17 protein-coding genes are annotated in these 23,657 nt (G+C 72.0%); 4 read left to right on the top strand and 13 right to left on the bottom strand.

Translation table 11 applies throughout. The annotated features are described in order from the left end of the window. Window positions 1–128 precede the first annotated feature (128 nt). Together R2J75_RS13890 and R2J75_RS13885 are read right to left on the bottom strand one after the other, a co-directional pair. Window positions 129–2,210, bottom strand: coding sequence for a serine/threonine-protein kinase (locus tag R2J75_RS13890; RefSeq protein WP_316410401.1), 2,082 nt, complete (start codon window positions 2,208–2,210; stop codon window positions 129–131). Between the two features lie 71 nt (window positions 2,211–2,281). Next, a complete protein-coding gene (locus R2J75_RS13885) occupies window positions 2,282–4,234 on the bottom strand; it encodes a thioredoxin domain-containing protein (RefSeq protein WP_316410400.1) in 1,953 nt (650 codons plus the stop codon). Window positions 4,235–4,365: 131 nt separating this feature from the next. On the opposite strand from R2J75_RS13885, the gene ffh reads away from it, so the two are divergent. The 4 genes from ffh to R2J75_RS13865 all read left to right on the top strand — a co-directional run bounded on the left by ffh (window position 4,366) and on the right by R2J75_RS13865 (window position 6,878). Then, on the top strand, window positions 4,366–5,721 hold the full coding sequence (ffh, locus tag R2J75_RS13880) for a signal recognition particle protein (RefSeq protein ID WP_316410399.1): 1,356 nt from the start codon (window positions 4,366–4,368) through the stop codon (window positions 5,719–5,721). Window positions 5,722–5,754: 33 nt separating this feature from the next. Beyond that, window positions 5,755–5,997, top strand: a complete 243-nt coding sequence (gene rpsP, locus R2J75_RS13875) for a 30S ribosomal protein S16 (RefSeq protein ID WP_243331460.1) — start codon at window positions 5,755–5,757, stop codon at window positions 5,995–5,997. A gap of 75 nt (window positions 5,998–6,072) precedes the next feature. Further along, a complete protein-coding gene (locus R2J75_RS13870; protein ID WP_243331461.1) occupies window positions 6,073–6,330 on the top strand; it encodes a KH domain-containing protein in 258 nt (85 codons plus the stop codon). Next, window positions 6,330–6,878, top strand: coding sequence for a ribosome maturation factor RimM (locus tag R2J75_RS13865; protein WP_243331463.1), 549 nt, complete (start codon window positions 6,330–6,332; stop codon window positions 6,876–6,878). The genes R2J75_RS13870 and R2J75_RS13865 overlap by 1 nt, the downstream gene beginning before the upstream one ends. 19 nt (window positions 6,879–6,897) lie before the next feature. Here the strand turns inward: R2J75_RS13865 and R2J75_RS13860 are convergent, their stop codons facing one another. From R2J75_RS13860 to carA, 11 genes are all read right to left on the bottom strand, one after another. Next, the gene (locus tag R2J75_RS13860; protein ID WP_316410398.1) at window positions 6,898–7,320 is read right to left on the bottom strand and encodes a DUF2914 domain-containing protein; all 423 of its coding nucleotides are present in this window, start codon (window positions 7,318–7,320) and stop codon (window positions 6,898–6,900) included. A gap of 86 nt (window positions 7,321–7,406) precedes the next feature. Then, a complete protein-coding gene (locus R2J75_RS13855; protein ID WP_243346160.1) occupies window positions 7,407–9,095 on the bottom strand; it encodes an APC family permease in 1,689 nt (562 codons plus the stop codon). A 256-nt stretch (window positions 9,096–9,351) separates the two neighbouring features. Then, window positions 9,352–10,872 carry a sigma-54-dependent transcriptional regulator gene (locus tag R2J75_RS13850; protein WP_279342688.1) on the bottom strand — a complete coding sequence of 507 codons (1,521 nt, stop codon included), beginning with the start codon at window positions 10,870–10,872 and terminating at the stop codon, window positions 9,352–9,354. Between the two features lie 25 nt (window positions 10,873–10,897). Beyond that, the gene (locus R2J75_RS13845; protein ID WP_243331472.1) at window positions 10,898–11,635 is read right to left on the bottom strand and encodes a helix-turn-helix domain-containing protein; all 738 of its coding nucleotides are present in this window, start codon (window positions 11,633–11,635) and stop codon (window positions 10,898–10,900) included. Continuing rightward, the gene (trhA, locus tag R2J75_RS13840) at window positions 11,632–12,285 is read right to left on the bottom strand and encodes a PAQR family membrane homeostasis protein TrhA (RefSeq protein ID WP_243331473.1); all 654 of its coding nucleotides are present in this window, start codon (window positions 12,283–12,285) and stop codon (window positions 11,632–11,634) included. Before trhA ends, R2J75_RS13845 begins: the two co-directional genes overlap by 4 nt. A gap of 58 nt (window positions 12,286–12,343) precedes the next feature. Continuing rightward, window positions 12,344–12,892, bottom strand: a complete 549-nt coding sequence (locus tag R2J75_RS13835; protein WP_316410397.1) for a TlpA family protein disulfide reductase — start codon at window positions 12,890–12,892, stop codon at window positions 12,344–12,346. A 193-nt stretch (window positions 12,893–13,085) separates the two neighbouring features. Further along, a complete protein-coding gene (locus R2J75_RS13830) occupies window positions 13,086–14,846 on the bottom strand; it encodes a 30S ribosomal protein S1 (protein ID WP_243331475.1) in 1,761 nt (586 codons plus the stop codon). A gap of 132 nt (window positions 14,847–14,978) precedes the next feature. Then, window positions 14,979–17,624 (bottom strand): ligand-binding sensor domain-containing protein, encoded by a 2,646-nt coding sequence (locus R2J75_RS13825; protein WP_316410396.1) that lies wholly within the window; start codon window positions 17,622–17,624, stop codon window positions 14,979–14,981. A gap of 47 nt (window positions 17,625–17,671) precedes the next feature. Beyond that, on the bottom strand, window positions 17,672–19,066 hold the full coding sequence (gene dacB / locus R2J75_RS13820; RefSeq protein WP_243346163.1) for a D-alanyl-D-alanine carboxypeptidase/D-alanyl-D-alanine endopeptidase: 1,395 nt from the start codon (window positions 19,064–19,066) through the stop codon (window positions 17,672–17,674). 61 nt (window positions 19,067–19,127) lie between these two features. Beyond that, the gene (gene carB, locus R2J75_RS13815; protein ID WP_243346164.1) at window positions 19,128–22,334 is read right to left on the bottom strand and encodes a carbamoyl-phosphate synthase large subunit; all 3,207 of its coding nucleotides are present in this window, start codon (window positions 22,332–22,334) and stop codon (window positions 19,128–19,130) included. Continuing rightward, window positions 22,327–23,409 carry a glutamine-hydrolyzing carbamoyl-phosphate synthase small subunit gene (carA, locus tag R2J75_RS13810; protein WP_316410395.1) on the bottom strand — a complete coding sequence of 361 codons (1,083 nt, stop codon included), beginning with the start codon at window positions 23,407–23,409 and terminating at the stop codon, window positions 22,327–22,329. Before carA ends, carB begins: the two co-directional genes overlap by 8 nt. Window positions 23,410–23,657 lie beyond the last annotated feature (248 nt).

Genomic DNA, 23,657 nt, shown 5'->3' with positions numbered 1-23,657 from the left:
CGAAGCTGGGGAAGGGGCTCGCTCTGAGGCGGCCTCGCGTTGGGGGTGAGAGCGGTTCTTTTCTACCCTGCCCCCAGCATAGGCCTCCCGCGGCGGGCTGCAAGGCCCGCCAGCGCTGGGTTTGCGGCCTAGGGGGCGGCAGGCCCGGCGTAGTTTCCGAAACGTTGGAGGCGTTCCAGATGATCCGTGGGGCCCTCGAGGACGTGCCCCGCATTTTTCCAGGCCTCCTGGAGGGCGGCGTGCGGGGAACGGCCTTGCGCGGCTTCCTGCTCGGCGGCCAAGGTGTAAAGGATCATGTGGGCGCCGCGCAGGGCCGCCGGCCTGGGCTCCCGGGTGCGCGTCCAGTAGAAGGCCATGGCCTCCCGGAGGCTGGGGCCCGCGTCTGAGCCCGCCTGGATGCAGATCCGCGCCTCGAGCACCTTGGCCCGGAGCCAGTCCGCCTGGAGCATGGGATCGGCGGGGTTCAGGCGCAGCCCCGCCTCCGCCAGGGCGAAGAGGGCGCCGCCCTCGGCGCGGGAGGCGCGGCCCTGGGCCAGGTCCAGCCGCAGGAGGGCCTCCCGTGCCTGGACAGACGCATGGTGCAGTTCGGGGTCGCTGGGGGCCCAGTGGAGGGCCTCCGTGGCCCAGGTGAGGGCCTCCCGGTAGAGGCGGGCGGCGCCGGCCCCGTCCTGGGCCCGCTCCAGGGCCCCCGCCTTCCGGTGCAGGGCCTGGCAGCCCAGCCAGACCCCCGTCACCCGGTAGGGATTGGCCGCCATGCAGGCGCGGGCCTGGGCCAGGGCGAGGTCGTCGTCGCCGTCCATGTAGGCCATGGATCCCCGGGCGATGGCGAGGCGGTCCGGGCGGACGCCACTCAGGTGGGCCATCCAGAAGCGGGCCTGGTCCCGCCGGTCCGAGGGCGCGGGCAGCCCGTTGAAGGCCGCCTCCTCGGCTTCGGCCATCCAGGCGCGCCATGCGGACGCTTGTGCCAGGTAGGCGGTCAAGGGGGTCCGCCGCCCCCCGCGCCAGGCGGTGTCCAGCGCCGTGAGGGCGCCCTGGGGATCGCCCGCGCAGAGGCGGGCCGTCCCCTCCACGAGCCGGGCGGAGGCCTGGATCCGGTCCCCGGGGACGGTGAACCGCGAATCGGCCGATTGGATGGCGTCCTGGAGGCGGGCGAGGTCCGGCCGCAGGTCGTGGGCCGGCGCCCCCCGGCTGCGGTTCCAGGCCTCGGTCAGGCCCAGCACCTCCAGGTCCGCCCGGGTGGCGACCGTCTCGCGCAGGGCCCGCTGGCGGGATCGCCTGACGCCCGCCAGGCCCGCGCCGGCCAGGGCCAGGACCAGGGCCGCCAGGCCCACGGCGAGCCCCAGGCGCCGGGGCCTCTGGCCGGGGGCGGGAACCTGGAAGGCCCGCAGGTCCCGGGCCAGGAGGTCCATGGTGGGGTACCGGTCCGCCGGGTCCGGCGCGAGGCACCGGAGGAGGATGCGCTCCAGGTCCCCGGGAATGGAGGGCTCCAGGCTCCTGGGTCGGGGGAAGCGCTGCTCCCGCTTGATGCGCACCATTTCCCGGGTCACGGTGCTCACGCAGGGAGGCCGCCCGACCAGGAGGAAGTAGAGGGTGCCCCCCAGGCCATACACGTCCGAATGGGGGCCGACGTGGCTGCGGTCCCCCCGCACCTGCTCGGGGGCCATGTAGGCGGGGGTCCCCGTGAGGGCGTTGGGCAGGGTCAGGCCGGATTCGTTGACGGCCATGGCCAGCCCGAAATCCACGATGACCGGCTTCCAGGCGTCGTCGACCCACTGGAGGAGGACGTTGCCGGGCTTGACGTCCCGGTGGACGAGGCCGTGGCGGTGGGCGTGGTGGAGCCCGTCGGCCACCTGGGCGCAGATCGCCACGATCTCCCCGAGCTCCAGCTCCGGGGAGGCGTCCTCCAGGTCCGGGCCTTTGACCAGCTGCATGGCGATGCGCGGGGCCCCCTCGTAGACCTCGATGTCATAAATTTCGCATATATTCGGGTGGTGGAGCCGGGCCTGGAGCTGGGCCTCGTGCATGAAGCGGATCATGGCCGCGGGCTCCATGCGGGTGAGCACCTTCAGGGCCACCGTGCGCCCCAGGAGGGTGTCCCAGGCCTCGTGCACATCCCCCATGCCGCCGGATCCGAGGCGCGGCCCGAGCAGGTACCGCCCCTCCTTCCTGGCGCGTTCGGTCCATTCGGGCTTGGCGCTGGCATTGGGCATCTGGGTGCAGGCTCCCGTTCGTCGGAATGGCACCAAAATAGTAATGATTAATTGCTACGTCAATATGTAGTTTACGACGGGAGAACCAGGTCGTCCGGTTTTTTCACGGGGGCCAGGCAGGCCTGCCCGCGGCAGACGAAGGCGCAGGGCTCGGGGCTCCGCCGCCCCGCGTGGAGGGGGAGGCCGGGGTCGGCCTCCACCAGGGTCACCAGGGCGCCCGGGGCGGCCTGGCGCCGGGCCTCCGCCAGCAGGGCCCGGGTGCGGGGATCCGCGGGATCCCCGGCGATGGCCACCTCCGGGTCCGGCGCCCGCAGGGAGGCGAGGACCTCCGCCATGGCGGCGGCCCCCGCCGGGCTCCGCTCGAGCCAGGGCGCCGCGGCGCGGACGGCGCCCTCGGCCCCCTCCAGGAAGGGGCCGTGGCCGAAGAGGCGGTGGAGGTTGCGGAGGGCCCGGGCGGCGAGGGCGTTGCCGGAGGGCATGGCGCCGTCGTGGAGGGGCTTCTGGCGGATGGGCAGGTCGTGGCGCGCGGGACTGGCGAAGAAGCCCCCCGCGGGGTCCTGGAAGGCCGCCAGGATGCCTTCGCCCAGCTCCCGGGCCCACCGGGCCCAGGCGGGGTCGAAGTCGGCCTGGTACAGGTCCAGGAGGCCGCAGGCGACGGCGCCGTAGTCCTCCAGGAACGCGGGCGTGTGGGCGCGGCCCCCCCGCCAGGTGCGCAGGAGGAGGCCGTCCCGCCACAGTTCCCGGCGCAGGAACCGCGCCAGGTCCTGGGCGGCGCGCAGGTGCGCCTCCCGGCCCAGGGTCCGCGCCGCCTGGGCGAAGGCGGAGAGGGCCAGGCCGTTCCAGGAGGCGACGATCTTGTCGTCCCGCCCGGGGCGGACCCGCCGGTCCCGCCAGGCCCGGAGCCTGAGCCGGAGGTCCTCCGCCAGGGCCGGTCCCGCCAGGTGGAGGACGGTGGCCCCCGCCTCGAAATTGCCCTCCGGGGTGATGCCGTAGGCCGCGCAGGCCCGGGCGCCGTCCTCCGGGCCCAGGGCGGCCTCCGCGTCGGCGGGGGTGAACACGTAGAAGCGGCCCTCGTGCCCCTCGCTGTCGGCGTCCTCCGAGGCGTGGAAGGCCCCGGCGGGGTCCCGCATGTCCCGCAGGAGGTAGTCGAGGATCTCGACGGCCACGTCGGCGTAGCGGGGCTCACCCGTGAGGCGGTGGGCCTCCAGGTGGACCGAGGCCAGCTGGGCGTTGTCGTAGAGCATCTTCTCGAAATGGGGCACCGCCCACCGGGCGTCGACGCTGTACCGGGCGAAGCCGCCCCCCAGGTGGTCCCGGATCCCCCCCCGGTCCATGGCGTCCAGGGTGGCCAGGGCCATGCGCCGCCCGTCCTCCCCGCCCCGCCGGAGCAGGAGCTCCAGGTTGGCGGGCTGGGGGAACTTGGGGGCCGCGCCGAAGCCGCCCCAGCGGTGGTCGTAGGCCTGGGCGTGCCAGGCCAGGGCCTCCCGGACCACCTCCGGCCCGGGCAGGGCCGGGGCCGAGGGGACCTCCCGGGCCAGGAGGGCCGCGAGCTGGCCCGCGTCCGATTCCAGGGCCTCGCGCTGTCCGGCCCAGGCGCTCCGGATCCGCCGGAGCAGGTCCAGGAACCCGGGCATGCCCTGGCGGGCCCGGGGGGGATAGTAGGTGCCTCCATAGAAGGGGCGGAGGTCCGGGGTGAGCCAGACGCTCATGGGCCAGCCCCCCCGGCCCGAGATGGCCTGGACGGCGCCCATGAAGAGGTCGTCCAGGTCGGGGCGCTCCTCCCGGTCCACCTTGATGGGCACGAAGTGGGCGTTCAGCTCCGCGGCCACGTCGGGATCCTCGAAGGACTCCCGCTCCATCACGTGGCACCAGTGGCAGGCGCTGTACCCGATGCTCAGGAAGATGGGACGGTCCTCCCTCCGCGCCAGGGCCAGGGCCTCGTCGTCCCAGGGGTGCCAGTCCACCGGATTGTGGGCGTGCTGGAGCAGGTAGGGGCTGGTGGCGTCCGCGAGGCGGTTGGGCATTTCCGACTCCTTGAGTCAACATTCTGGCACGGATCGTGTGTGGCGTGCGTTTCCATTGAGTTCCCGGCCATTGGAGGGTAAGATCATGGGTTCATCCCATGCCGGGATGGCTCTGCCTGCACCCAGGACCCATGTTCGAATCCCTTTCCGAAAAACTCGGCCGCGCCCTCAAGTCCCTCGCGGGCCAGAGCCGCCTCACCGAGAAGAACATCGAGGAGGCCCTCCGCGAGGTCCGCATGGCCCTCCTCGAGGCGGACGTGCACGTGCAGGTCGCCCGGGCCTTCCTGCAGCGGGTGAAGGAGAAGGCGCTGGGGGTGGAGGTCCTGCAGGGCCTGAATCCGACCCAGCAGTTCATCGACATCGTGCACCAGGAGCTCACCGCCATCATGGGCGGCGTGGCCCCCGAGCAGCCCCTGGACTTCGCCAGCCGGCCGCCCACCGTGGTGATGATGGTGGGCCTCCAGGGCTCGGGCAAGACCACGACCTGCGGCAAGCTCGCCAAGTATCTCAAGAAGAACGGCCGTTCCCCCCTGCTCGTGCCCGCGGACGTGTACCGCCCGGCGGCCATCGAGCAGCTCCATGTGGTGGCCAAGGACGCCGGCGTCCCCAGCTACCGCACCGAGGAGCGCCGCCCCGTGGAGATCTGCAAGGCCGCGGTGGCGGAGGCGGGTCTCAAGGGCTGGGACGTGGTCATCCTGGACACGGCTGGCCGTCTGCACCTCGACGAGGTGCTGATGGACGAGTTGGCAGCCATCAAGGCGGCCTGCGGTCCGACCGAAATCATCTTCGTGGCCGACGCCATGACCGGCCAGGACGCCGTGCGCAGCGCCGGCGCCTTCCACGAGAAGCTGGGCAGCACCGGCGTCGTGCTCACCAAGGCCGACGGCGACACCCGCGGCGGCGCGGCCTTCAGCATCAAGCACATCACCGGCACCCCCATCAAGTTCGTGGGCGCGGGCGAGAAGCTGGACGACTTCGAGCGCTTCCACCCCGATCGCATGGCCCAGCGCATCCTGGGCATGGGCGACGTCCTCACCCTCATCGAGCACGCCAAGGACCGCATCGACGAGAAGGATGCGGAGCGCATGGCCCAGCGCCTCATCAAGAACCAGTTCACCCTGGACGACATGCGGAGCCAGTTCCAGCAGATCCAAAAGCTGGGGAGCATGCAGAAGATCCTGGGCATGCTGCCGGGCATGGGCAAGATGAAGGACCAGCTGGAGACCGTCGTGACGGACAAGCGGGTCAAGCACCTGGAGGCCATCCTCAATTCCATGACCCCCAAGGAGCGGCAGAACCACAACCTCCTGGACGGCAAGCGCAAGCGCCGCATCGCCGCGGGCTCCGGCCGGCCGGTCCACGAAGTCAATCAACTTCTGAAGCAGTACCTGCAGATGAAGAAGATGATGAGCCAGATGAACAACCCGTCGTTCATGAAGCGGATGCAGGCCATGTCCAACATGCCCAACCCGCCCTTTTCCCTCTAACCCAGCACCATTCCTCAATACCAAGGAGTCCTGATGCTCTCCATCCGTCTCGCCCGCAATGGCGCCAAGAAGCGGCCCTTCTACCACATCGTCGTCTCCGAGAACGACCGCATCCCCACCGGCCGCGCCATCGAGATCCTGGGCTTCGTGAACCCCATCGCCACCAACGGCGAGACCGTCCGCATCGACGGCGAGAAGGCCAAGGCCTGGATCGCGAAGGGCGCCCAGCCCTCCAAGACCGTCCTCGAGCTGTTCAAGAAGAACGCCATCCTGTAGTCTGAACCGCCGGCCGAAAGGCCGGCGCCCCAGGCACGTTGGCCGGGCGTGTCCCGGTCTCCCGGCGGAGCTTCCATGAACTTCGAAGCCTTTGTCACCGACGTCCTCACCCCCGTCCTCGATCACCCGGAAGCCCTCCGGGTCGAGGTGAAGGGCGAAGGACGCAAGATGGACGTGCTCATCTTTGCCGAGCCCAAGGACCGCGGGCGCATCATCGGCAAGGGCGGGCGCATGATCAGCAGCCTCCGGACCCTGGCGAAGGCCGCCGGCGAGAAGGCCGGGCTCAACGTGAGCCTGGAACTCTACGACGGCGACGAGCCCCGGGAGCGCTGATGTTCCTCCTGGCCCACCTCGCGAAGGTGCAGGGACTCAAGGGCGAGTTCCTCCTGCACGAGGTGATGGACGCGCCGGAGAAACTGGAGACGATGGGGGAGCTGGTGCTGGCGCCCCCGTCGCTCGACCTGGCCGAGGCCGGGACGCCCCCCGCGGAGGCGCGGCGGATCCGGGTGCGGACCTTCCGGTTCCACCAGGACCGGGCCTGCGTGAGCTTCGAGGGCATCCCCGACCGCACCGCGGCCGAGCCCTTCAAGGGCTGGGCCCTGTGGGCCCCCGACGAGGCCGTGGAACGGGAGGAGGGCGAGTCCTTCCGCCACGAGTGGGCCGGTTGCCAGGTGTACGTGGCCGGGGCGCTGGTGGGCGAGGTGCTCCGCCTGGACCCCACGCCCATGGGGTACGACATGGTCGTCCTGCGGGACCTGCGCCCGGGCCGGACCGGCCAGCGGGACGTCCCCTACATCAAGGCCTGGTTCCAGATCGACTGGGCGGCGCGCCGCATCGACCTGGACCCCCCCCCGGGCCTGCTGGACCTGGACCGGGACTGAGGGGCCCCGGAGGCCCGGGTCACTCGAAGGCGACGTCGAACGCGGCCTTGCCCAGGGCCTTGCCCTCGGCGTCCAGCACCTCGACCGTCCAGGCGCCCTCGTCGCCCTTCCGGAAGGTGCGGTAGGCCTGGGTGCGATAGGGCACGTGGGGCAGGGCGAGGGCCTGTCGGAACAGCTCCTTGCCGTCCCGGCTGAAGGCCACGAAGACCTGGGTGCCCTCGGCGACGCGGCCCGCCTCGCCCTGGACCCGGGCCCAGGCGTAGATGCGGGTGCCGGGGGCGACCTTGAACGCCGTCGCCTCGCCGGTGGGGGCGAACTTCTCGACGCCGGTGCAGGCCTTGACCTCGGCCTCGGTGGCGGCGCCTTCGGCGGCGCGGGCCGCGGGGACCGCCTGCGCCAGGGCGGCGCAGAGCAGGACGGGCAGGACGGAACGCAGGGACATGGCATCTCCTTGAAGGATGAATAAAATATTAATCAATTTTTTCGTTTGGCAAGCTCTTCTGACCTGGAAAGGGAAGGAATCCGGGTTCACGCCCCGTCCGGCGCCGGCGCGTCGTTGGTGACGAGGGCGTAAGCGGTCCAGAGGGCGAGGCCCGCCTCGAAGGCGAGCATGAGGCCATGCCAGCCCGCCTGGAGGCCCCAGGCGCAGGCCCCCACGGCGGTGAGATGGACGGCCAGGGCCAGGGCGTCCAGCCAGGGACTGCCGAAGGCGGCGCCCTCGGCGGCCTGGAGGCGGCTGTGCCGGCGCCCGTAGAGGAAGTAGATGGCGCAGCCCGCGTAGAGCCAGGCTCCGAACCGCAGCCAGGTGGGGCCGGGCATCTGGGCCATGAGGAACAGGGCGGTGGCCGCCCCCAGGGGCCCCAGGAGGGCCGGGCAGGGGGCCCGGAAGGGGCGATCGGCCGTTGGCCGGGTTCGCCGCAGGATGGGCACGGCGGCGCACACGAGGGCGAAGGCCAGGAGGGTGCCGAGGGAGACCAGCTCGGAGAGGAGGGGGAGGGGCAGGAGCCCGGCCGCCACGGCGGCGAGGGGGCCGACCGCGAGGGTGGCCGTGCGGGGGCCGCCCGTGGCGGGATCCAGACGGCCGAACCAGGGCAGGAGGCCGTCCTGGCCCAGGGCGAAGAGGATCCGCGCCTGGCCCATCAGGGTCACGAGGACGCCGCTGGTGAGGCCCGCCAGGGCGCCGCCCTTCACGAAGGCGGCGAGGGCGAGGCCGGTCCCGGCGCTCCAGCCCCGCTGCCGGATGATGGTGTCGATGCCGTGGGCCAGGGGCTCCCGGCCCAGGTCCCGGAAGGGCACGATGCCGGTGAGGACGAGGGCCACCAGCGCGTAGAGCAGGGTGCTCACGGCGATGGTGGCGAGGATGCCCGCGGGCACGTCCCGCTTGGGTTTGCGGGCCTCGAGGCTGGCCGTGCTCACGGCGTCGAAGCCGATGTAGGAGAGGAAGACCACCCCCACGGCGGTGAGCACGCCCCCGGCGCCCCAGCCGTAGCGCGCGCCCTCCTGGGCCACCTCCCGGGCGGGGACCAGGGCCAGGAGGCCCCGGGCCGCGGGGTCGGCGACCAGGTTGTCCCGGGTGACGAGGCCGATGCCCAGGGCCACGAAGACGGCGATGACCACGAGCTTGAGGACCACGATGGCGTTGTTGAGCCGGGCCCCGCCCCGGGCGCCGCGGACCAGCACGGCGGTGAGCAGGAGGGGCAGGAGGGTCGCCGGCAGGTTCCAGAGGCCCCGCGCCGCGGCGCCGCTGGAGAGGACGACCGTGTCCAGGGGCCCGCAGGAGAGGAGGCGCAGGGCGTCCGGCAGGCGCAGGCCCAGGGTGTCCTGGAGCAGGGAGGTGAGGTAGCCGGACCAGGCCACGGACACGAGCACGGCGCCCAGGCCGTATTCCAGGCAGAGGCTCCAGCCCACGACCCAGGCCGGGAACTCCCCCAGGGAGGCGTAGGTGTAGGCGTAGGCGGAGCCGGCGCCGGGCACGAGGCCCACCATCTCCGCGTAGCAGAGGCCCGCCACCGTACAGAGGGCCCCCGCCGCCAGGAAGCTGTAGACGATGCCGGGGCCGGCATAGCGGGCCGCGGCGATGCCGGGGATGGAGAAGATGCCCGCGCCCACCACCAGCCCAAGGCCCAGCATGATCAGGCTGAAGAGGCCCAGGCTGCGGGTCAGCCCCGCCCGCCCCGCGGCCTCCGCCTCCCGCCTGAAGTGGGTTGGGGTTTTCATCAGGATGAGCTGCTTGACCAAGCGCGGCCCCCTTTCACGAACCCGGAGGGGTCGGGAGAGGAGTGCAGCCGGGGGGCGCCCGGTTCCGGAGGAAGGATCTTCAATAATTGTTATTGTTGATGTTCACCAACCCGCGTTCGGCGCGCTGGACCCCGAAGCCGCCTCGGCCCGGATGCGGCGGTTGATCGGGCGCGGCTCGAGCGGCCCTCCCGGCCGAGGTCAGGGTGAGGGGCGGCTCCGGTTCCGGCGGCCTGCCCTAGTCGGTGTCCCGGCCGTGGCCGCTGGCGGGGATCTCGAAGCCGGCCTCCCGGTACTCGTTGATCTTGTTGCGGACGGTGCGCAGCGCGATCTCGAGCTTCTGGGAGCAGTGGGTGCGGTTCCCCTCCAGGGCCCAGAGGGTGGAGAGCAGCCAGAACCGCTCCAACTCGGGCAGGGGGATGCCCAGGGGCAGGGCCACGAGGGTGCCCAGGGGCACGCCCTTGAGGGGCTCGTGGGGATCGGCGACGCGCAGGTCCCGGCCGGCCGGGACGGGGGGCGGCGGCGGGGCGGGGAGGGGCGCCGCGGGGGCGGCCATCACGGGCGGCGGGGGGAGCTCGGCATCGTCGGGCAGGCCCTCCAGGCCCTCGGGGCCCAGGAGCCAGGCCAGGTCGGCGCCGGTGAGCGCGTCGCCCGGGTTCAGGACGACGCAGCGCTGGATGGCGTTCTCCAGCTCCCGGATGTTGCCGGGCCAGCCGTGGCGGCCCAGGGCCTCCCGGAAGCTGGGGGCCAGGGCGGGTGTGGGGCGGTCGTTCTCCCGGGAGTACCGCTCGGCGAAGTGGAGGGCCAGGAGCTCCAGGTCGGCGGGGCGCTCCCGCAGGGGGGGCAGGCGCAGGGGGATGACGTTGAGGCGGTAGTAGAGGTCCTCCCGGAACCGGCCTTCCTTCACTTCGGTGGCCAGGTCCCGGTTGGTGAGGGCGATGAGCCGCACGTCCACGGCGATGGGCCGGCTCCCGCCGAGGCGGTCCACGGTGCGCTCCTGGATGGCCCGCAGCAGCTTGCCCTGAAGGGCCAGGGGCAGCTCGCCGATCTCGTCGAGGACGAGGGTCCCGCCTTCCGCCTGCTCGAAGCGGCCCGGCTTGGCGGACGTGGCGCCGGTGAAGGCCCCCTTCTCATAGCCGAAGAGTTCGGATTCCAGCAGGTTCTCGGGGATGGCCGCGCAGTTGATGGCCACGAAGGCGGCCTTGCGCCGGGGGCTGGAGGCGTGGATGAGCTTGGCCAGGAGCTCCTTGCCGGTGCCGCTCTCCGCCTGGATGAGGATGGTGGCCTTGCTGTCCGCGGCGCGCCGGGCGAGGGCCAGGGTCTCGGCCAGGGCCGGGTCCTGGGTGAGGATGACGGGCGCTTCGCCGGGGGCCTCGGCCCGCAGGCGGTCGTCGCTGCGGATGGCCTTTTTCACGGCCTGCACCAGCTCGTCCGGCCCGAAGGGCTTGGAGAGGTAGTCGAAGGCGCCCAGCCGCATGGCCTCGCGGGCCGTGTCCAGGCTGCCGAAGGCCGTCACCAGGAGCACGGGGAGGCCCGAATCCAGGGCCTTCAGGCGGGCCGTGAGCTGGAGGCCGTCCATGCCGGTCATGCGCAGGTCGGTGACGACCGCGTCGAAGGCCCCGGGCCGGGTCAGCCGCAGCGCGTCCTCGCCCGAACGGGCCTGCTCCGTGACGAAGCCGGCGCGCTTGAGGCTGAGGGCCATGCCCTCCCTCATGCCGGGGTCGTCGTCCACAACAAGCACTCGCAAAGGGTTCGCCATGTTCAGCCTTGTCCTAGGACCATTATCAGGGATGGAGCGGATTCCGGGAATGCTGGGAGCGCCGGAGCCGCTTGGGCCCCTCGTGGGTGGGCGCCTCCCCCCGGACGGGATCGCCGTGGCGGGCGATGAGGAGGTAGAGGTGACGGCGGCTGACGCCCATGCGCTTGGCGGCCTCCAGGCGGTTGCCATAGGCGCGGCGCAGGGCGCGGTGGAGCAGGAGCCGCTCGAGGGCGTGCAGATTGGCGGCCAGGTCGTCCTGGTCCAGGGGCAGCCGGGGCGCCGGGTCCTCGGGGAGCTGGCCCAGGAGCCGCCAGCGCACGAGGCGGTTCCGGAGGCCCCGCAGGTTCCCGGGACAGGGCAGGGCCGCCAGGGCCGGCGGCAGGGGCGGCGCCACGGCCTCCTCCCGGGCGAGGGTCCAGAAACAGCGCTGCACGCTGTCCGGCGCCTCCTCCAGGGTGGGGAGGCGGAAGGCGAGGCAGCGGGAGGCGGCCCGGGCCCGGGCCGGGGCCTCGGGGTCCAGGTGGGCGCCCAGGACGCCGCGGGGGTTCGCGTCCAGCCAGGCCAGGAGATCGTCCTCCGAGAGGCGGTCGGCGTCGTCCAGGAAGGCGCGGCCCGAGGTCCCCGCCAGCCACGCGCCCAGGGTGCTCACGCCGGTGCCGGTCTCCCCGAAGATCCAGAGGGGGCCGGGATGGCCGGCCAGGGCCTCCAGGCGGCCCCCCCAGGCCTCGTGGCCCGGGAGGCCCTGGACGCGGTCCAGGCTCACGCGGGCCTCGGGATGACGAAGAAGAGCACCGCCACGACGTGGCAGAGGCTGCCGCCCAGCACGAACAGGTGCCAGACGGCGTGGTGGTACTTGAGGGACTTCCAGGCGTAGAAGGCGACGCCCGCGCTGTAGAAGACGCCGCCGCCCAGGAGCCAGGCGAGTCCGCCCGGCGACAGGGACGCGGCCAGGGGCCGCGCGGCGATGATCACGAGCCAGCCCATGCCCAGGTAGACGGCGGTGGAGAGCCACCCCAGGCGGCTGATGAAGATGCTCTTGAAGGTGATGCCCAGGACGGCGAGGCCCCAGATGACCCCGAAGATGCTCCAGCCCCAGCCGCCGCGCAGGGACGCCAGGCAGAAGGGGGTGTAGGTGCCGGCGATCAGCACGAAGATCGCGTTGTGGTCCAGGATCTTGAAGACCCGCTTCACCCGGGGGCCCCGGAAAGCGTGGTAGAGGGTGCTCATGGTGTAGAGCAGGACGAGGGCCGACCCGAAGATGGCGGCCCCCACGATGTGCCGGGCGGTGCCGCGCAGGCTCGCGAAAACGACCATCAGGACGAGGGCGGCGACGCCCAGGGCGGCGCCGATGCCGTGGGTGAGGCTGTTGGCGAGTTCCGCCGCGCGCCCATTGCTCTCGGGGTGGGGTTCCATGGAAGTCCTCCCCCGCATCATCGCACAGTTGGGCGCGGGTCCGCGCCCCCCGCGGGGCTCAACGGACCGGCGCGTCCTCGGCGAGGACGGCGTCGACGATCCGCTCGACGTACTCGGGCTGGACCCCCAGGGCCCGGAGGGTGCCCGTGCGGTCGATGACGGCGTAGGTGGGCCAGTAGGCCACGCCCCAGGCACGGGTCGTCTCGGCGGTGGGGTGGGCCGTGGGGTAGCGGATCCCGCGGTCCTTCACGACGTCCGGCATCTTCTCCTCGCCGCGGCCGCTGCCGCACGCCGCGACCAGCACCACGCCGCGGTCCTTGTACTTGGCGGCCATCTCGTTGTTGTGGGGGATGGAGCGCAGGCAGGGGCCGCACCAGGTGGCCCAGAAGTCCACGATGACCACCTTGCCCTTCAGGGCGGCCGGCGGGACCTCCCCGTTGATCCAGCCCGACAGGTCCAGCTTCGGGGCGGGCTTGCCGAGGAGGGCCGCGTGGGCGGCCCACTTCTCCGGGAGCCAATGCCCCTCCTGGGCGAGGCGATCGGCCTCCCGGGGGGCCTGGGCGAGCAGGAGGCAGGACGCGAGGGGCAGGAGGGCGGCAAGGCGCATGGGGGCTCCGGGGCAGATCCCCATTATCGCCCGGAGGGCCGCGGGAACAAAGGAAAGGGGGAAGCCTGGTCCTCGCGCTCCACGTTCTTGAACGCGTCAGCCAGGGTGGCCTTCTTCTTCGCCCTGCGGGCTCAGACCCCTTCGACAACGAAAAGGCGCCCTCGCGGGCGCCTTTTCTGGGGAAGCGGAGGAACTAGTCCTCGCGCTCCACGTTCTTGAACGCGTCAGCCAGGGTGGCCTTCTTGAAGGGCTGCAGGCTGCTCTTGGCGGCCTCGAGGTCGCCGCGCTCCTGGTCCATCTCGTACTGCTTGACCGAGAGGCCGATGCGGTGCTCGGTGGGATCCAGCTTCACGATCTTCATCGTGAGCTCCTGGCCGGGGGCGAACTCCTTGGTGATCTCCTCGACCCGCTTGCGGCTGAGCTCGGAGACGTGCACCAGGCCCTCGATCCCCTCGCCGAGGTCGACGAAGGCGCCGAAGTCGGTCAGGCGCGCGATGCGGCCGGTGATGGTGTCGCCCACGTGGTGGCCTTCGAAGAAGATCTCCCAGACGTTGGGTTCCATCTGCTTGACGCCCAGGCTCATGCGCTGGTTCAGGGGATCCAGGCTGAGGACCTTGGCGGTGACGGTGTCGCCCTTCTTGACCACTTCGCCGGGGTGCTTGATCTTCTTGGTCCAGCTGAAGTCGGAGACGTGGATCAGGCCGTCGATGCCCTCCTCCAGCTCGACGAAGGCGCCGAACTCGGTGATGTTGCGGACGGTGCCGTTCACCACCTGGCCGATCTGGTACTTCTCGGCGACCTCCATCCAGGGGTTGGGGGTGATCTGCTTCATGCCGAGGCTGATGCGGCGGCTCTCGGGATCCACCTGCAGGATCTGGGCCTCGACCATGTCGCCGAGGTTGACCATGCCCTTGGCGGACTTGACCTTCTTGGTCCAGCTCATCTCGGAGACGTGCACCAGGCCCTCGACGCCGGGCTCCAGCTCCACGAAGGCGCCGTAGTCGGTGATCGAGACGACCTTGCCCTTGACCGTGGCGTTGACCGGGTAGCGGTCCTCGACGGTGAGCCAGGGATCGGCGAACTTCTGCTTGTAGCCCAGGGACACGCGCTCGGTGTCCTTGTCGTACTTGAGGATGGCCACCTCGACCTTGTCGCCCACCTGGAACATCTCGCTGGGGTGGTTCAGGCGGCCCCAGGACATGTCGGTGATGTGCAGCAGGCCGTCCACGCCGCCGAGGTCGACGAAGGCGCCGTACTCGGTGATGTTCTTGACGGTGCCCTCGACCAGCTTGCCTTCCTCGAGGCCGGCCAGCGTCTCTTCCTTCAGGTTCGCGTTGATGGTCTCGAGGAAGAGCTTGCGGCTCAGGACGATGTTGCCCCGGCGGCGGTTCACCTTGATGACCTTCATGTCGAAGGACTTGCCGAGGTACGGATCCAGGTTGCGCACGGGCTTCGTGTCGACCTGGCTGCCGGGCAGGAACGCGCGGATGCCGATGTCGACGGCCAGGCCGCCCTTCACCTTCTCCAGCACGACGCCGTGGACGGTGAGGTTGGCGCGGAAGGCCTTCTCCACCTCGTCCCAGATCTTCATCTTCTCGGCGCGCTCGCGGCTCAGGCGGACGTTGCCGTTCTGGTCCTCGAGGTGCTCGAGGAGCACTTCGACCACGTCGCCGACGGCCACGCCGACGGTGCCGTCGGGGTTGTTGAACTCGTCCAGGTTCACCGTGCCCGAGCCCTTGTACCCGATGTCGATGATGACGTCCTTGCCGCGGATCTCGACGACCACGCCGCGGACGACCTCCTCCTCGCGGAGCGCCCGGGTCTCACCCTGAAGGGCATCGAGAAACTCCTGGGACTCAGGGGTCTCGTCCTCCAGCAGCGACGCGTCGAGCACCGTGATCCGGCCCAGCTGCTTGGAGCCTTTGCCCTTGATGAGTGTTGAAAGTTGGGACATTCGTCCACCTCGAAAAGTTGCCCCCTCCCTGGGGGGCTGGAATCCCGGCACATGCGTCCGGCAGAATTGACAGACTATCGTGGAACCCCTTGGGTTCCCAGGGAAAATACGGACCGGCCCCCCCCTTTTCCCTCAGTCCTTCCGGAATTCGGACCGGACCTGGTCCCGGCACTCGGGGCAGACCCCGTGGGAGAAGCTCGCGCCGCTCCGCCGGGCCAGGAAGTGCTCCATTTCGTCCCAGGAACCGGAATCGTTGCGGATCTTCTTGCAGTAGGAGCAGACGGGGATGAGCCCCTCCAGGGTGCGCATTTCGTTCCGGAGGGCCTCGTTGTGGGCCGTCAGCCAGCGGGTCCGCCAGCGCACCACGGCCAGGCCCAGGCCCAGGGCGGCCAGGGCGTAGGCCCCGAAGGCCCAGGGGGTCGCCCAGGGGGCGGGCAGGACCCGGAAGGGGATGCGGAGGGCCTCGGTCTCCTGGCCGGCGTGGTTCCGGGCGGTGACCTGGAGTTCGTATCGTCCGGCTGGCAGTCCGGTCAACTCCCGGCGGGGCTCGGCCTGCCAGGGGGCGGCCTCCCCTTCCAGGCCCCGGATCCAGGTGCGGTACCGCACGTCCTCCAGCCGGTGCAGGGCCGAGACCCGGAATTCCAGCACGAGGCGGCGCACGCCGTGGGGGAAGACCAGCGGCCCGTCGCCGGTCCAGGCCCGGTTGTCCACCAGGATCCGGGTGAGGGCGGGGGTCTGGAGGGGGGCGGAGGGCCGCTCCAACGACGGGTCCAGCACGGCGGCGCCCTTGGCGGTGCCCACCCAGATGCGGCCCGCCCGGTCCTGGAAGCCCGTGTTGGCGGCCAGGGTGTTGGTGGGCAGGCCGTCCCCCGTGGTGAAGGTCTCCAGCTGGGTGGGCACCGGGAGCCCGTCCCGGGTGCCCAGGGTGATGCGGGCGATGCCCCGGGTCGTCAGGGCGTAGAGCCGGCCCTCCCGGTCCTTGAACAGGCCGGAGATGAAGGGGGTGGGCAGGCCGGGGGTGTTGGTGGTGGTGAACATCTCCCAGCGGGGGTCGGCGGCCCCGGTTTCCAGGCGGCCAATGCCGCCGCCCGGGGTGGCGGCCCACAGCCAGGTGCGGCCGCCGGGACCCGTGGACGCGACCAGGCCGTAGAGAGAGGGGTTGGGCAGGCTGCCGCCGCCCACGTTCAGGGTGAGGCTGTCCCCCTGCAGGCGGAGGAGGCCCCGCCCCCCGGTGCCCACCCAGACGGCGGGATCATCCGGCCGGCCGCCGGACACGGCCAGGGACAGGGCGGTGAACTCCGGCTCTCCGGGCCGGGGCAGGACCTGGCGCCATTGGCCGTGCTCCCGGCAGGCCACCCCGTTCCCGGTGGCGGCCCAGAGGCGGGTGCCGCCGTCCGGGGCCGGGGTCTCCACGAGGGCGTGGACCATGGCCCGGAGCACGGGCAGGGGGGTCTCGGCCCGCCATTGGCCGTTCTCCCGCACGAAGAGCCCCCGGAGGGTGCCCGTCCAGAGCCGCTCCCGCCCCGCCTCGCGGGTGGCCAGGAGGGTGCTCACGAAGACATTGGCCAGGTCGGGGCGCACGCGCTCGGGCCGGGGACCGTCCTTCCCCCACCGGACCAGGCCCCGGGCCGTGCCGATCCAGAACCCCTCCCCGGTTTCGGCGAAGGTGTTCACCTCGGCGCTGGGCAGGCCGCACCGCTCGTCCAGGATCCGCCAGCCGCCCAGGTCCAGGAAGCCGACGCCCGAACCCCGGGTGCCCAGGATGAAATCGGGCCGGGTGCCGGGCAGGCTCTTCAGGGCGTAGATGCCGGACGTGGGCCCCAGCTCCCCGTGGTTCAAGGTGTGCCAGGCCCCGGCGCCGAACCACGCGAGGCTGGCGTCGAAGGTGCCGGCCCAGACGGCAGGCTTGCCGTCGGGACCGTCGCCCAGGGCGAGGCTCGTCGGGAAGGGGCTGGGGAAGTGGGTGGGGGCGGGGTACAGGGACCAGGCCGCCCCGTCCCAGCGGGCGAGGCCATAGCCCCAGCAGGCGACCCACACCTCCAGCGGGCCCCCGGTGGTGGGCACCTGGAGGATGTCGCTGGCGCCCCGGCGCAGGGCCGGGAGGTCCTTCCCCACCCGCTGCCAGACGCCAGACCGGAGGGCGAACATCCCGGTGTGGCCGGCCGCCCAGAGGCTTGTGCTGCCGTCCCGTTCCCGGACCTCCCGCAGCTTCCAGATCATGTCGGACAGGCCGCCCTGGGAGGGGTCCGGGGGGAGCCAGCGCCCCTCCGCGAAATGGGCGACGCCCCGGCTGGTGCCGGCCCACACCTCCGGGGCGCCCCCGGGTCCGGCGGTCTCCAGCAGGCAGTTGACGCGGTTGGAGGGCAGGTCCCGCCCCCCCTCGAAGTGGGTCCAGGCCCCGGCCCGCCACCGCCAGAGGCCCCCGTCCTGGGTGCCGAACCACAGGGCCCCGCTGCGGTCCTCCAGGACCGTGCGGACAAAGGAGGAGCGGCTGCCCCCCGGGAGGGGGAAGGGTTCCCAGCCCCGCTCGGTGTGGCGGGCCGGCCCGTCCACGGTGCCGGCCCAGAGGGTGCCCTGGCGGTCGAGGAGCAGGGCGTGGACGGTGTCGGCGGGGAGCCCCGCCCGGGAATCGCTGAACCGCGTGAGGGGGCGCGCGGCCTGGAAAGGATCCGGGGCCGCGAGGGCGACGGCGGCCGCGCCCCATAGGAGGAGCCGCCTGCTCCAGGCCAGGGCCGCCCGCCGCCAGGTCAGGGGTGGGCGCAGGGTGGAAGGCGCCATCATAGGCCCATGGTACTCCCGGAAGCGGGGACCGGGGGGGCGGATCCTCAGGGGGCCGTCTCCGCCATCAGGAGGACGAAGCGGTCCAGGACCTCCCGGGCATCGGGGGCCGGGTCCCCGTTGAGCAGGAGGGCGAAGGCCAGGCGGGTGCCCCCGGGGCCCTCGGCGTAGCCCGCCAGGCCATGGGTGAAGCGGAGGGTGCCGGTCTTGGCGGCGACCCGGCCTACGGCCGCGGATCCGCCCATGCGGGCCTGGAGGGTGCCGTCCACCCCGGCCAAGGGCAGGGCGGCCCGGAAGGCGGGGCCCTCCGGGCGCTTGTCCAGGGTGGCCAGGAGGGCCGTGAGGGCCTCGGGCGCCACCAGGTTCTTGCGGGACAGGCCGCTGCCCTCCTCCAGGATCACCCCCTCCCGGATGCCGGCGGCCTCCAGGAAGGTCCGCTCCGCCGCGAGGCCCGCCGCCTCCGACCGCCCCTGCTGGAGGAGGAGGAGTTGGGCGTACAGGTTGTTGGAGGCCTTGAGGGTGGCCCGCACGAGATCCTTGAGGGGGCGGGAGTCCAGGCCGGCCAACTCCCGGCCCGGCGTGGGATCGGAGTCCCGGACGGCCCGGGCGGTCCCGTCCACCTGGACCCCCCGCCGTTCCAGGGAACGCCGGAGGAGGCGGGCCGCGAAGGCCTCGGGGTTCCGCACGGGCACCGCCAGGGTGAGGGGCGGGGCGCCGGGGGGCAGGGCGCCCGTCACCACGAGGGTGTCCCCCTCCCAGGCCAGGTCGATGGCGGGACCGGGGCCGGTGGCGGTCCGGTTCGCCAGGGGCAGGAGGCCCAGGCCGGGCTGGGGGAAGAGGAAGCAGGGCCGCCCCGGGGCGGGGCCCGGGTAGATGCGGAGGTCGACCATGTTGTCGTGGACGGTGAGGGCCGACACGTCCGCGCCGTAGGCGAAGGCCCGGTCCTGGATCTCCCAGCCCGAGCCCCAGGGGCGGGTCCTGAACCAGCGGCCGTCGCCCACCACGTCGCCCCGGACCCGCCGGAGCCCGGCCCGGACGAGCTGGTCCGCCAGGGCCTCCAGGGGATCCGGCCGCCAGGGACCGTCGTTCCGGCGCGCCAGGAGCATGGGGTCCCCCCGGCCCACCAGCAGGAGATCGCCGGCCAGGGTGCCGTCGGCGCCCAGGGGCCCGGCCGCGGCCACCGAGGTGCGGAAGGTGGCCTCCGGCCCCAGGCCGCAGAGGGCCGAGGCGCAGGTGAAGAGCTTGGCGCAGCTGCCGGGGACGAAGCCCTTGTCCGCGTTCCAGGCGAAGACGGTCCGCCCCGTGTCCAGGTCCCGCACGTGCACGCCCAGGTGGACCCGGGCGAAGCGGGGCGACGCCGCCAGGTCCCGGAGGCGCTCCGGGAGGGCGGGCCCCTGGGCGAAGCCCGCGACCGCGGCGAGGCAGAGGATCAGCATCCGCATGGAACGAGCATAGATCATCCAGGCCCGCCGGGACGGAAAGCCGGTCCCAGGGGGGAAGGGCCTACAGTTCCTGCAGCTTGCGCACCCGCACCTCGCCCCGCAGGGTCTCCACCGCCTCGCAGGCGGCGAGGGCGGCGCTCATGTTGGTGACGCAGGGGATCTTGAGGCGCAGGGCCTGGCGGCGGATGCTGTCCTCGTCCGAGAAGGCGTTCTTGCCCTTGGGGGTGTTGATCACCCACTGGATCTCGCCGTTCTTGAGGAGGTCCACGGCGTGGGGGCGGCCCTCGTTCACCTTGTGGATGCGGCGCACCCGGTAGCCCGCGGCCTCCAGGGCCCGGGCGGTGCCCTCGGTGGCGCAGAGGCCGAAGCCGAGGGAGACGAGGCGCCGGACCAGTTCGGGGAGCATGGGCTTGCCCGGGTCGCTGACGCTGAGGAAGACCGTGCCCGAGAGGGGCAGGCTCATGTTCGCCGCCTGGAGGGCCTTGGCGTAGGCCTCGCCGAAGCTCTCGCCCAGGCCCATGACCTCGCCGGTGGAGCGCATCTCCGGCCCCAGCACCGGGTCGACGCCCGGGAACTTGGCGAAGGGGAAGACCACGCCCTTCACCGCGACGGCCAGGGCCTTGCCATCCTCGACGCCCTGCTCCCGAAGGGACTCGCCCAGGCCGATGCGGGCGGCGACGCCGGCCCAGTTGACCCCGGTGGCCTTGGAGATGAAGGGCACGGTGCGGCTCGCGCGGGGGTTGGCCTCCAGGCAGTAGGGGACGCCGTCCTTGAGGGCCCACTGGAGGTTGAGGAGGCCGCGCACGCCCAGCTCGAAGGCGAGGGCGCGGCTCATGGCCTTGACCTGCTCCAGGACGGCCTCCTCCACCCCCAGCGGGGGGAAGACGGCGTAGGAGTCGCCGGAATGGACCCCGGCCTCCTCGATGTGGGCCATGACGCCGGCCACCACGGCGCGCTCGCCGTCGCAGACCAGGTCCACGTCCAGCTCCTGGGCGTTCTCCAGGTAGCGGTCGATGAGCACGGGCCGGTCGTCGCTGACCAGGGAGGCCTCGCGCATGTACTTCTCCAGGCCCGCCTCGTCGAAGACGATGGCCATGGCCCGGCCGCCCAGCACGAAGCTGGGGCGCACCATGACGGGGTAGCCCAGGCGCCCGGCCACCTCCAGGGCCTGCGCGGGGCTCACGGCCGTGCCCCAGGGGGCGGCCGGGATCTCCAGCTTCCGCAGGACCTCCCCGAAGAGCTTGCGGTCCTCGGCGTCCATGATGGCCTTGTGGTCCGTGCCCAGGAGGGGGACGCCGGCGCCCTGGAGGCGTCCGGCGAGCTTGAGGGGGGTCTGGCCCCCGAACTGGGTGAAGACCCCCAGGAGCTGGCCGCCCGCGGCCTCCCGGTCCACGATGGCCTTGACGTCCTCGAAGGCCAGGGGCTCGAAGTAGAGGCGGTCGGAGATGTCGAAGTCCGTGCTGACGGTCTCGGGGTTGCAGTTGACGAGGATCGCTTCCACGCCCTTGGCCCGGATGGCCTCCACCGCCTGGACGCAGCAGCAGTCGAACTCGACGCCCTGGCCGATGCGGTTGGGGCCGCTGCCGAGGACGATGGCCTTGGGGCGGCCCGTGGGCGGGGCCTCGCTGACCTGCTCCCAGGTCTGGTACAGGTAGGGCGTCTCCGCCTGGAACTCGCCCGAGCAGGTGTCGATGCGCTTGACGGCTCGGACGAGGCCGAAGCCCTTCAGCCGCGCGGCGACGTCCGCCTCGCGGGCCCCGCAGAAGGCCGCGATCTGGGCGTCCGTGAAGCCGGCGCGCTTGGCCTTTTCCATGAGCTCGGCCGGGAGCCGCTGCAGGGGGAAGCCCCTGAGGCGTCCCTCCAGGACCACGATCTCCTCCATCTCCTGGAGGAACCACGGGGTGATGCGGGTCAGGCGGTGGAGCTCCTCCACCGTGTGGCCGGCCTTCAGGGCCTGGTAGATCCAGAAGACCCGCTGGGGCCCGGGGGTCAGGAGGTGCTCCTTGAGGCGGGAGAGGTCGAGGCGGCCCTCGAGGCCGCCGGCGAGCCCCTGGTAGCCCTCCTCGAGGCTCCGGAGGGCCTTCTGGAAGGCCTCCTGGAAGCCGCGGCCGATGGCCATCGTCTCGCCTACGCTCTTCATCTGGATGCCGAGCACCGGCTCCGTCTCGGGGAACTTCTCGAAGGTGAACCGGGGGACCTTGACGACCACGTAGTCCAGCACCGGCTCGAAGGCGGCCTTGGTGCGGCCGGTGATGACGTTGGGCAGCTCCCAGAGCCGGTAGCCCAGGGCCAGCTTGGTGGCCACCCAGGCGATGGGGAAGCCGGTGGCCTTGCTGGCCAGGGCCGAGGAGCGGGAGACGCGGGGGTTCATCTCGATGACGATGATCCGGCCCGAATCGGGGTCGAGGGCGAACTGGATGTTGCTGCCGCCGGTCTCCACCCCGACCCCCCGGATGACGGCCTTGGCGGCCTCGCGCATGCGCTGGTACTCGGGGTCGGTGAGGGTGAGGATGGGCGCGACGGTGATCGAGTCGCCGGTGTGGATGCCCATGGGGTCGAGGTTCTCGATGCCGCAGATGATCTCCACGTTGTCGTCCAGGTCGCGGACGACCTCGAGCTCGAACTCCTTCCAGCCGAGGATGCTCTCCTCGACGAGCACCTGGTGGATGGGGCTCAGGTCCAGGCCCTTCTGGGCGATGGCCTCGAACTCCTCCACGTTGTAGGCGATGCCGCCGCCGGAGCCGCCCAGGGTGAAGCTGGGGCGCAGGATGGCGGGGAAGCCGGTGAGCCTGGCCAGCTCCCGGGCCTCCTCCATGCTGTGGGCGAACCCGCCCCTGCAGGTCTCGAGGCCCAGGTCGTCCATGAGGGCCTTGAACTGCTCGCGGTCCTCGCCCCGGGCGATGGCCTCGGGCTGGGCGCCGATGAGCCGCACCCCGTGGCGCTGGAGGATGCCGGCGCGGTGGGCCTCCATGGCCAGGTTGAGGGCGGTCTGGCCGCCCACGGTGGGCAGCAGGGCCGCGGGCTTCTCGCGCTCGATGACCTTCTCCAGCACCGCCAGGGTCAGGGGCTCCAGGTAGGTGGCGTCGGCCCGCTCCGGGTCCGTCATGATGCTCGCGGGGTTCGAGTTGAGGAGGATCGTGCGGACCCCCTCCTCCCGCAGCGCCTTCAGCGCCTGGGTGCCGGAGTAGTCGAACTCGCAGGCCTGGCCGATCTGGATGGGGCCCGCGCCGAGGACGAGGACGGAGGTGATCTCGGGATTCCTAGGCATGGAAGGCCTCCATCATGCGGCCGAACCTGGCGAAGGCCCCCCGCGCGTCGTGGGGCCCCGGGGAGGCCTCCGGGTGGTGCTGCAGGCTGAAGACCGGGAGCCGCCGGTGGGCGAGGCCCTCCACGGTGTTGTCCGAGAGGTGGCGGTGGGTGACCTCCACCTCGGGGGGGAGGCTCGCGTCGTCGACGGCGAAGCCGTGGTTCTGGGCGGTGATCTCGATGCGCCGGGTGGCCAGGTCCAGCACGGGCTGGTTCGCGCCGCGGTGGCCGAACTTCAGCTTGAAGGTGCGCCCGCCGAAGGCCAGGCCCAGCAGCTGGTGGCCGAGGCAGATCCCGAAGATGGGGATGCGGCCGATGCAGGCCTCCACCTCCTTGCGCATGCCGGGCAGCGCGTCGGGATCGCCGGGGCCGTTGCTGAGGAAGAGACCGTGGAAGCGCGGCGCCGTGAGCTCGGAGGCCGGGGCGTCCCAGGGGAAGACCTCCAGGTCGTAGCCGGCCGCGGAGAGCTGCCGGAGGATGGACCCCTTGATCCCGCCGTCCAGCACCGCCACCCGGAAGCGCGCGCCGGGGGTGAGGAGCTCGTAGCGGTCCCGGCAGCTCACCTCGCCGGCCAGGGCCTGCCCGGACATGTCGGCGAGCTGGGCCGCCGCCGCCTTGCCCCCGGCCAGGGAGCCGTCGGCCTCCGTCCACACCAGGCCGGGCTGGGCGCCGGCGTCGCGCAGGTGGTGGGTGAGGGCGCGGGTGTCCACTTCGGTGATGACGGGGATGCGGTGGCGCTTGAGCCAGCCGGCCAGGTCCCCGAGGGCGCGGGTGTGATCGGGCTGGAGGGTGAGGCGCCGGCAGATGAGGCCGGCGGCCCAGGGGCGCGGGGCCTCGTCCAGGTCCCCGTGCACCCCGTACACCCCCTGTTCGGGGAAGGTCATGCAGACCATCTGTCCGGCGAAGCTGGGGTCGGTGAGGATCTCCTGGTAGCCCGCCATGGCCGTGGTGAACACCACCTCCCCGCCGCCGCCCCGCCCCAGGGGCGCGAACCCGTTGAAGCAGGTTCCATCCTTCAAGATCAAGTGCGCGAGCATGCGGCCTCCCCACCCTGCCTGGGGGCAGGGGTCCGTCGGACCCCCCTCGTTCGGCATTCCGATGAGATTAGTGCGAAGTCGTCGCAGGATACAGTCTTGAATGTCTCCAGATTTTAAGAGATAATCATAGCTTCCTTTCCGGGCCCCAGGTTGAAGATTTTTGTTTGTGGATGAAAAATTTGCATCCAGGAAACGATTCATGCCTGGACTGCCTTCTGGGCGATCGATGATGTTGCAAAATTTGCAAT

Origin of the sequence: Mesoterricola sediminis, from assembly GCF_030295425.1 — a bacterium.
Taxonomy (GTDB): domain Bacteria; phylum Acidobacteriota; class Holophagae; order Holophagales; family Holophagaceae; genus Mesoterricola; species Mesoterricola sediminis.
Note: the sequence above shows the minus strand (reverse complement) of the source record. Positions and strands in the feature narration are given on the sequence as shown.

Excerpts from the sequence above, each read along its gene's own strand:
- R2J75_RS13855 (WP_243346160.1), bottom strand. The coding sequence starts at position 9,095 with ATGAAAACCCCAACCCACTTCAGGCGGGAGGCGGAGGCCGCGGGGCGG.
- R2J75_RS13865 (WP_243331463.1), top strand. The coding sequence starts at position 6,330 with ATGTTCCTCCTGGCCCACCTCGCGAAGGTGCAGGGACTCAAGGGCGAG.
- dacB (WP_243346163.1), bottom strand. The coding sequence starts at position 19,066 with ATGCGGATGCTGATCCTCTGCCTCGCCGCGGTCGCGGGCTTCGCCCAG.
- R2J75_RS13890 (WP_316410401.1), bottom strand. The coding sequence starts at position 2,210 with ATGCCCAATGCCAGCGCCAAGCCCGAATGGACCGAACGCGCCAGGAAG.
- R2J75_RS13850 (WP_279342688.1), bottom strand. The coding sequence starts at position 10,872 with ATGGCGAACCCTTTGCGAGTGCTTGTTGTGGACGACGACCCCGGCATG.
- rpsP (WP_243331460.1), top strand. The coding sequence starts at position 5,755 with ATGCTCTCCATCCGTCTCGCCCGCAATGGCGCCAAGAAGCGGCCCTTC.
- R2J75_RS13885 (WP_316410400.1), bottom strand. The coding sequence starts at position 4,234 with ATGCCCAACCGCCTCGCGGACGCCACCAGCCCCTACCTGCTCCAGCAC.
- trhA (WP_243331473.1), bottom strand. The coding sequence starts at position 12,285 with ATGGAACCCCACCCCGAGAGCAATGGGCGCGCGGCGGAACTCGCCAAC.
- R2J75_RS13870 (WP_243331461.1), top strand. The coding sequence starts at position 6,073 with ATGAACTTCGAAGCCTTTGTCACCGACGTCCTCACCCCCGTCCTCGAT.
- R2J75_RS13860 (WP_316410398.1), bottom strand. The coding sequence starts at position 7,320 with ATGTCCCTGCGTTCCGTCCTGCCCGTCCTGCTCTGCGCCGCCCTGGCG.
- ffh (WP_316410399.1), top strand. The coding sequence starts at position 4,366 with ATGTTCGAATCCCTTTCCGAAAAACTCGGCCGCGCCCTCAAGTCCCTC.
- R2J75_RS13830 (WP_243331475.1), bottom strand. The coding sequence starts at position 14,846 with ATGTCCCAACTTTCAACACTCATCAAGGGCAAAGGCTCCAAGCAGCTG.
- R2J75_RS13825 (WP_316410396.1), bottom strand. The coding sequence starts at position 17,624 with ATGGCGCCTTCCACCCTGCGCCCACCCCTGACCTGGCGGCGGGCGGCC.
- carA (WP_316410395.1), bottom strand. The coding sequence starts at position 23,409 with ATGCTCGCGCACTTGATCTTGAAGGATGGAACCTGCTTCAACGGGTTC.
- R2J75_RS13835 (WP_316410397.1), bottom strand. The coding sequence starts at position 12,892 with ATGCGCCTTGCCGCCCTCCTGCCCCTCGCGTCCTGCCTCCTGCTCGCC.
- carB (WP_243346164.1), bottom strand. The coding sequence starts at position 22,334 with ATGCCTAGGAATCCCGAGATCACCTCCGTCCTCGTCCTCGGCGCGGGC.